6 protein-coding genes are annotated in these 8,598 nt (G+C 68.8%); 3 read left to right on the top strand and 3 right to left on the bottom strand.

Translation table 11 applies throughout. From position 1 onward, the window contains the following. The first annotated feature begins 252 nt into the window (after nt 1–252). The 3 genes from AX750_RS00660 (at nt 253) to AX750_RS00650 (ending at nt 3,530) form a co-directional block, all read left to right on the top strand. A complete protein-coding gene (locus AX750_RS00660; protein WP_066717159.1) occupies nt 253–1,431 on the top strand; it encodes a phosphoserine transaminase in 1,179 nt (392 codons plus the stop codon). 222 nt (nt 1,432–1,653) lie between these two features. Further along, entirely contained in the window at nt 1,654–3,243 is a 1,590-nt protein-coding gene (gene serA / locus AX750_RS00655; RefSeq protein WP_066717155.1) for a phosphoglycerate dehydrogenase, read from the top strand. Between the two features lie 8 nt (nt 3,244–3,251). After that, nucleotides 3,252–3,530 (top strand): DUF1902 domain-containing protein, encoded by a 279-nt coding sequence (locus tag AX750_RS00650; RefSeq protein WP_066717148.1) that lies wholly within the window; start codon nt 3,252–3,254, stop codon nt 3,528–3,530. A 12-nt stretch (nt 3,531–3,542) separates the two neighbouring features. On the opposite strand, the gene AX750_RS00645 is transcribed toward AX750_RS00650, so the two are convergent. The 3 genes from AX750_RS00645 to AX750_RS00635 all read right to left on the bottom strand — a co-directional run bounded on the left by AX750_RS00645 (nt 3,543) and on the right by AX750_RS00635 (nt 8,584). Beyond that, nucleotides 3,543–5,273, bottom strand: coding sequence for a carbamoyltransferase C-terminal domain-containing protein (locus tag AX750_RS00645; RefSeq protein WP_066717146.1), 1,731 nt, complete (start codon nt 5,271–5,273; stop codon nt 3,543–3,545). A 66-nt stretch (nt 5,274–5,339) separates the two neighbouring features. After that, on the bottom strand, nt 5,340–6,329 hold the full coding sequence (locus tag AX750_RS00640; RefSeq protein ID WP_068077881.1) for a hypothetical protein: 990 nt from the start codon (nt 6,327–6,329) through the stop codon (nt 5,340–5,342). Between the two features lie 146 nt (nt 6,330–6,475). Further along, nucleotides 6,476–8,584, bottom strand: coding sequence for a DUF294 nucleotidyltransferase-like domain-containing protein (locus AX750_RS00635; protein WP_066717141.1), 2,109 nt, complete (start codon nt 8,582–8,584; stop codon nt 6,476–6,478). Nucleotides 8,585–8,598: the final 14 nt, after the last annotated feature.

Genomic DNA, 8,598 nt, shown 5'->3' with positions numbered 1-8,598 from the left:
CCCTTGGAATCACGAGTGCCCCAGTCGCTCAACCCTTTCGGGACGGGCTCTAAGATTTGTAACTCACATAGTACAATATTGGTAGTTAGGACTTATGCACACAATTAGTCTGGCTCCATGCAGCTTGGCACTAGCTATGACAGCGATGCCTCACCCCCCACCGCTTGACTCCCCGGCCCCTCCGCCCTTACCCCCATCGACGGGACACGCCGCCCCAACGCGGCGCGCCCATCTGCAAGGATGGAGACATCGATGGTGAACCAGGCTCCGGCCGCGCGTCCGCGCGTGCCGCATTTCTCGTCCGGCCCCTGCGCCAAGCGCCCCGGCTGGAACCTCAAATCCCTCGGTGACGCCGCGCTCGGCCGCTCGCACCGCGCCAAGATCGGCAAGGACAAGCTCAAACTCGCGATCGACCTGACGCGCGAGGTGCTGCAGGTGCCGGCCGAATACCGCATCGGCATCGTGCCCGCTTCCGACACCGGCGCCGTCGAGATGGCGATGTGGTCGCTGCTCGGGGCGCGCGGCGTCGACATGGTCTCCTGGGAGAGTTTTGGCGCCGGCTGGGTCACCGATGTCGTCAAGCAGCTCAAGCTGGCGGATGTCCGCACCTTCGAGGCGCCCTATGGCGAGCTGCCGAATCTGAAGAAGGTCGACACGAAGAATCGCGACGTCGTCTTCACCTGGAACGGCACGACCTCCGGCGTGCGCGTGCCGGATGCGAGCTGGATCGCCGATGACCGCGAGGGGCTGACGATCTGCGACGCGACCTCGGCGGCCTTCGCCCAGCGCCTCGACTGGCCCAAGCTCGATGTCACCACCTTCTCCTGGCAGAAGGTGCTGGGCGGCGAGGCGGCCCATGGCATGATCATCCTCTCGCCGCGCGCGGTCGAGCGGCTGGTGACCTACAAGCCGGCCTGGCCGCTGCCGAAGATCTTCCGCATGACCTCGGGCGGCAAGCTGATCGAGGGGATTTTCCAGGGCGAAACGATCAACACCCCCTCCATGCTCGCGGTCGAGGATTATCTCGATGCGCTGCACTGGGCCAAGAAGGTCGGCGGGCTCGACGGGCTGGTGAAGCGCGCCGACGGGAACCTGCGCGTCATCGCGAAATTCGTGCGCGAGAACGACTGGATCGACTTCCTCGCGGTGAAGCCGAAGACGCGCTCGAACACGAGCGTGTGCCTGACCTTCACCGACCCGGCCGTGACCGCGCTGGCTCCGGACGCGCAGGCCGCCTTCGCCAAGCAGGTCGTCTCGATCATCGAGAAGGCCGGCGCCGGCTACGACCTCGGCCACTACCGCGACGCCCCCCCGGGCCTGCGCATCTGGTGCGGCGCGACCGTCCAGTCGCGCGATCTCAAGGCGCTGCTGCCGTGGGTGGCCTATGCCTTCGCGGAGGCGAAGGCCGGGTTGGGCCAGAAGGCGGCGTAAGCGCGCCGCTCGTCATTCCGGGGCGCGGGCAAGAGCCCGCGAGCCCGGAACCCAGAACCGATGCGCGGCGGCGTTCGCCGCGACCGTTCAACCTTTTCTGATCCCCCTTCGTTTCTGGGTTCCGGGTTCCTCGCTGCGCTCGGCCCCGGAATGACGGCAAACGTCCATCCCGTCATCTCCGCGCAGAGCGCCGACGCGCCGCGCCAGCCGAAAGCCCTTCCCATGACAGCGCCCAAGGTTCTGATTTCCGACGCCCTCTCCCCCGCCGCCGTGCAGATCTTCAAGGATCGCGGCATCGACGTGACGTTCGATCCGGGTCTCGGCAAGGACAAGGACAGGCTCGCCGCGATCATTGGCGAGTATGACGGCCTCGCCATCCGCTCGGCGACCAAGGCCACCGCCAAGCTTCTGGAGGCTGCGACGAAGCTGAAGGTGATCGGCCGCGCCGGCATCGGCGTCGACAATGTCGAGATCCCCGCCGCGACCGCGCGCGGCGTGATCGTGATGAACACGCCATTCGGCAACTCGATCACCACCGCCGAGCATGCGATCGCGATGATGTTCGCGCTCGCCCGGCAGATCCCGGCGGCGGATCTCTCCACCCAGGCGGGAAAATGGGAGAAGAACCGCTTCATGGGCGTCGAGATCACGGGCAAGACGCTCGGGCTGATCGGCGCCGGCAATATCGGCTCGATCGTCGCCGACCGCGCCGTCGGCCTGAAGATGCGCGTCATCGCCTATGACCCCTATCTCTCGCCCGAACGCGCGGTCGCGCTCGGCGTCGAGAAGGTCGAGCTCGAGGATCTGCTCAAGCGCGCCGATTTCATCACGCTGCATGTGCCGATGACGGCGATGACGAAGAACATCCTCTCGGCCGAGGCGCTGGCGAAGACGAAGAAGGGCGTGCGCATCATCAACTGCGCCCGCGGCGGGCTCGTCGACGAGGCGGCGCTGGCCGACCTCCTGAAGTCCGGCCATGTCGCGGGTGCGGCCTTCGACGTGTTCTCGGTCGAGCCCGCCGAGTCGAACCCGCTCTTCGGCCTGGACAACGTCGTCTGCACGCCGCATCTCGGCGCCGCCACCAATGAGGCGCAGGAGAATGTCGCCCTTCAGGTCGCCGAGCAGATGAGCGACTATCTGCTGAAGGGCGCCATCACCAACGCGGTGAACTTCCCCTCGATCACGGCGGAAGAGGCGCCGCGGGTGAAGCCCTTCGTCGATCTCGCCGAGAAGCTCGGCTCCTTCCTCGGCCAGCTCACCGAAGCGCCGGTCAAGGGCATCCGCATCGAATACGAGGGCGCGGTCGCGAGCCTGAACCTGAAGGCGATCTCGGCTGCCGCCATCACCGGCGTGCTCCGGCCCTTCCTGCCCGAGATCAACATGGTCAACTCCGCCATGGTGGCGAAGGAGAAGGGCATCGTCGTCGAGGAGCTGACCCGCGAGGTCGCCGGCAATCTCGAAAGCCGGATCAAGATCGTGGTCGAGGCCGAGGACATGCCGCGCCACGCCGCCGGCACGGTGTTCCAGGACGGCAAGCCGCGCATCGTCGAGATCCGCGACATCCAGGTCGATGCCGAATTCGCGCCGCACATGCTCTATGTCCGCAACGCCGACAAGGCGGGCTTCATCGGCCAGTTCGGCTCGCTGCTGGGCGCGGCCGGCGTCAATGTCGCGACCTTCTCGCTCGGCCGCGACAAGCCCGGCGGCGACGCGATCTGCTATGTCGCGGTGGACGAGGCGATCTCGGACGAGCTCCTCGACAAGATCCACGAGATCCCGATGGTCAAGCGCGCGCGGCGCCTGAAGTTCTAAGAGACGGCATGGGTTTTCCGAGCTTTGGCATCAGGGTCGCCGCCCGCAGGGGCGCGGCCCTGGAGCCGCTGAAATTCGAGGTCCGTCGCGACGGGCAGGACGGCGCCTGGTATGCGGTCGCCACCGACGAGAGCGGCATCGTCACCGAGGCGCCGACGCTCGAGGCACTGCGCGAGCGGCTGAAGGGTCTCGTCGCCGATCTGCTCGAGCGCGAGGGCGACTGCCCGATCGAGCTCGAGATCTGCGACGAACTGGCCTCCGGCTGCTGCGAGCTGCCGCCGCGCTGAAGGCGCGCGCCGCTACTTCACCAGCAGCCAGTCCTCGATCACCAGCGCGTCGAGCCCGCTGGTGTAGAACATCAGGATCGCGTCCTCCGCCGTGTGGAGGATCGGCTTGCCCATGATGTTGAAGGAGGTGTTGAGGATCACCGGCACGCCGGTGAGGTCATGGAAGGCCGAGATCAACGCGTGATAGCGCGGGTTGCGCGCCGCGGTGACGCTTTGCAGCCGCCCGGTCGCGTCCTCATGCACCACGGCCGGGACGCGGGCGCGCACCGCCTCCTTCCAGGTGAGCGTGCGCTCCATATAGGGCGCGTCCTGGTAGTTCTCGAACCAGTCGGGCGCATGCTCGGCCAGGATCGAGGGCGCGAAGGGCCGGAAGGCTTCGCGGTACTTCACCTTGGCGTTGAGGATGTCCTTGGCATCGGCCGGGCGCGGATCGGCGATGATCGAGCGGTTGCCGAGCGCGCGCGGACCGAACTCGGCCCGCCCCTGCACCCAGCCGATCAGCTTTCCTTCGGTGAGGAGCTTCGCCGTCACCGGCGCGACCTCCTCCGGCGCGAGCTTGCGCAGCCGCTTCTCCCAGGCCTGCATCCGCTCGAAGGGCTCGGTCGAGACGGTCGAGCCGAGATAGGGCGAGAGCGGCCCCCTCAGTGCGCGCCAGTCCGGATTGCGCTGCGCGTGGCTGAGCCAGGCGGCGCCGATCGCATTGCCGTCATCGGCCGGTGCCGAGGGCACGAAGACCTCGGCGAAGCCGTGGCGCCCGGCGATCTTCCCGTTGAAGGAGGAGTTGAGCGCGCAGCCCCCGGCCAGCACGAGGTTGGGCGACGGCACCAGCGCCGCCGTCTCGCCGAGCAGCGCCTCCATCATCTCCGCGAAGACATCCTGCCCGCAGCGCGCAAGATCGGCCCAGCCGCTGTCGAGCGCATCCGCCGGCCGTAAGGATAGGATCTCCACCGCCACCGCCTGCACGACATCGGCCTTGGCGAAGGAGAGCTTGTGACCCTCGATCGTATAGAGCCGGCGCAGCAGCGCCATCAGCCGCTCGTCGGTCTTTCCATAGGGCGCGAGCCCCATGATCTTCCACTCCTCGCCCTTGGCCTGGTCGAAGCCGGCGAGATCGGTGACGAGGCCGAAATAGAAGCCGATCGATTCGCGCCCGCGATGGCGCTTGACCTCGCGGATGCGCCCACCCTCCAGCGCGAAGATGGCGGAAGCCCCGGTCTCGCCCATGCCGTCGACGACGAGGCAGGCGGCGTCCGTGAAGGGCGAGGACCAGCAGGCATAGGCCGCGTGGCTGAGATGGTGGCCGAAGCGCGTGAGCCCGGTGACGTTGGCCTTGCCGAAGGCGCGGTCGAGCCCGAGCAGCGTGCCGATGCCGGCGCGCTGCTGGCCCTGATGCAGCGAGGCGATCAGCGCGCGCTCGGTCCGCTCGGGCACGAGCGAGCGGTTCAGCTCCGGCGAGAGCTTGAGCAGCGCGTCGAGCGTGAAGGAGCCGGCGCGGCTCATCTGGTCGAGGAAGCCGGTGAAGTCTTCGCCCCAGCTGGTCGCGATCGCGACCTCGGCATCGGCGGGAATGTAGCGCTTCAACAGCGATTCCATCCGCGGCGCCGTATCGGGCTCGCAGTTCGGCGCGCGTTTGAACTGGAGATAGCGCTCGGTCGCCTCGGCGAAGAGGACCTCGCCGTCGGGGCCAATGATCGCGATGGCGGGGTCGTGGAAGGTGGTGGCGAGGCCGATCGTGTAGGTCATGCCGGGAGGATATGCTGCAGGAGCGTGCGGGAGGCAAACGCCTCTGCCGCACGCAGGCGGCCGTCGCTACGGCTTGTCGGCGAAGGCAACGCTGTCGACGATCATTCTGATGGCAGGCTCCAGCGTATCGAAGCGACCCGCGTCGGCCGTGGCGATCAGACGAAGGAACCGTGCCTGGGGGCCGATCGCCATATACTGGACGAAGCGCTTGCGGACGCCGTCGATGTCATGCGTGCCACTGATCAGCACGCCATCAGCCCCCGCGAAGCGGACCTGGTCGCGGCGGGTCACCGTGGCGCTCTCGAAATGGCGGGTCGTCTTGAGCAGTTTTTCAGCAGCCTCGCCGAGCTGATTTGATGCGATCTGGCCGCTGGTCTGGTAGGTCGCGATCAGCATCGGCTGTTCGCTCTTGGGATCGACATTGAGGGCGCCGGCGGTCATCAGAACGCCGAGCCCGCCGAAGGTGTCGACGACGCGGAACGGCTCGCTGGCGCGGATGCGGAAGGGGAGCGCTTCGAGCTTCTGCTCAAGTGTCGGCTCGGCCCCGAGCGAGACCGACGTCACCATCGCGCGGACATCCTGCGCCCGCAGCTTCGTCGTCGTCGGGGCCTGGACCGTCAGCAGCACGGTTCGGTCGCCCTTGAGCAGGGCGATCCATTTGTCGAAGCGCGCCGTGCCCATGGTCTGCGTGCCCGAGGCAAGGGGAACGACGTCGCCGGCACGCCCCTTGAGCGTGTCGAGCGCCACGATGGCAACGTTCTGCTTGGCGAAATTGGTTTTGGCGGTGTCGAGATCGGCAAACAGCTTCGCCACTTCGGGATGGGCGATGGCCGGCATCTCGACAATCACGACCGAGGCTTGCAGTTCCGGATTCTCCAGCCCGGCAAAGCGCGAAGAGGGCACGAATCCCTTGATCGGCTCGAGGTTGACGCTGGTTCCAGGAATGGTGAGGCGCTCCTGCGCGAGGCCGGGCTGCGCCGGAAGCAGCCCCAGCAGAGCGGCGGCGACGCAGGAGAAAACCCGGGCAAGGGAGGAAAACCTGGGGGATGGGATCATGGACATGCCTTTCGGGGGCGCAGGGCGCAGGGCGCCGCTGTGCGATCGGGCGAGTGGATCCTGCTGGCTAGAAGCCAATTATGGCAGCTTGACCGGCCGTCCCTGCAACGCGAGCTTGATGTCCAGGACCGCCGCGGCACCGGCGATCACCCCGAGAGCTGGTCGCGGCGCAGATCGTCGAGGATCGAGAGCCGCCCGAGCGCGCGCTTGAGGTCCCCCGCGCGGGCCTTGCCGATCGTGCCGGGCGCAACCCGGTTGGACGGGCTCAGGCCCTCCGCGATGTCGGCCAGTTGCTGGCTCAGGATGCAGTCGAGCAGCAGCGCATGGTCGCGGTCGATCTCGGCAAGATCGCTCGCACCGCCGCTCCCCAGTTCCGCCACCGCCTCGAGCCGCGCCTGCGTCGCGTGGCGCGGTAGGCCGTGATGCAGCGCCAGCAGCCGCGCCGTGGTGACGATGTCCTTCAGCCCCGTCCGCTTCAGATCGATGCGGCCGTCATCCTCGGTGCGCAAGCCCCCGAAAAGGGTCAGCCCCGCCGCCGGCTGGCCGGCATTCTCCGCCAGCAGCTTGAGGAAGGGGATCTGCCCCCTGGCCGCAGCCCAGGCATCGCGCCAGAGACGCTCCGCCATCGCCTTGTCGCCATGCACGGCCTTGAAGTCGAAGACGATGTCGACGCTGAGCAGGTCCTCGGGGCTGGAGCGGCCGAGCCATTGCGCGATGCGCTGGCGCCAGGTCGCGAGCGAGCCGCGAAAGGCGGGCTCGGACGCCATCACCCCGCCCTTGCAGAGCGGCACGCCGACCTCGTCGAGGATCGCCGCCATGCGCCGGCCGAGCCGCGCGAACCAGCGGTCGGCCTCGCCCTCCGGCTCCCCCTCAGCGAAGACGAGCGCATTGTCCTGGTCCATCGCCAGCAGGCTCTCGCCGCGCCCGGCCGAGCCGAGGACGAGCACCGCATGAGCGCAAGGCGCCGGCCCGGCGCCCTCGGCCACGAGCTCAGCCTCGGCCAGGATGGCGGCACGCCGCGTCAGCGCGCCGACCTCGCGCGCGATCACCGCCGCGATCAGGCGGGCCGGCACATCCTCGGCCAGCAGCGCGCGCGCCATCAGCGGCAGGCGCGACCAGATCTGCCCGAGCGCGGGCGCATCGGGGGCGGCGTCGATGTCGTCGCCCAGCGCCACCGCCGTGCCCGCGCGCAGCTGCAGCAGCTTGAGCGGCGTCACCACCCCGACGATCCGGTCCTCGTCGTCGGTCACGGCGAGATGGCGGATGTTGCGGGCGCTCATCCGCCCGATCGCACGGTAGAGAAAGGCGTCGGCCGGGACCGCCACCACCGGCCGCGAGGCGAAGCGGCCGGCCGGCAGCGCCAGCGCCTCGGCGCCGTGCCGGCCGAGGGCCCGCAGCAGGTCGCGCTCGGTCAGGATGGCGGTGGTCGCCGGATGGGCCTCGCTCGCGCCGAGGAAGACCGAGCTGACGCCCCGGCCGGTCATCGCGGCCAGCGCCTCGGCGACCGCCGTCGCCTCCGGCAGGATCACGGGATCGGCCCGCATCACCTCGCGGACGCGATGGCGATAGGGATAGGAGTCGAGCTTGGGCAGCGGATCGCCGTCGCGGGCGGGCGCGCGCAGCTCCCAGGCCGGCGGGGCCGCGCCCGCCATCGCATCGGTGATGCGGCGGCTGGCTGCGACGGCTTCGCCCACGGTGCGGATGCCGCGTTCGCGCAGGCGCGGCGCGAGCGCGAGGAAGACGAGCCCCGCCGCCATCGCATCGCCGAGCGCCCGGTGGCGCTCTTGCGGCGCAATCTCGAGCCAGGCGCCGAGCGCCTCCAACGAATAGGAAGGCAGGCCCGGCTCGGCGAGCTGCGCCAGCAGGCGGATGTCGAGCGCGAGCGGCTGCACGAAGCGCTGCCCGATCCGCTCCGCCTCCTTGGTCAGCATGGCGATGTCGAAGCCGATGGTGTGGCCGATCACCACCCGCTCGTTAAGGAAGGCGGTGATGCCGGGATAAAGCACCTCGAAGGCCGGTGCGCCGCGCAGGGCCTCCCGGTCGAGCCCATGGACGGCGCGCGACGCGGCGGGGATCTCGACATCGCAGGCGATCAGGCTCTGGAAGGCGTTGGCGCGGTCGAGCCGCCCGCCATCGAGATGGACGGCCGCGAATTCGATCATCCGGGCGCGTTTGACATCGAGCCCCGTGGTCTCGGCGTCGAGGGCGACGCCGCGCACGGCGAAGAGCGGGGTGGCCTGGAGCAGGTTCGGCATGCGGTTGTCTCCGC

Origin of the sequence: Methylobacterium sp. CCH7-A2, from assembly GCF_001557075.1 — a bacterium.
Classification (GTDB): Bacteria; Pseudomonadota; Alphaproteobacteria; order Rhizobiales; family Beijerinckiaceae; genus Allobosea; species Allobosea massiliensis.
Note: the sequence above shows the minus strand (reverse complement) of the source record. Positions and strands in the feature narration are given on the sequence as shown.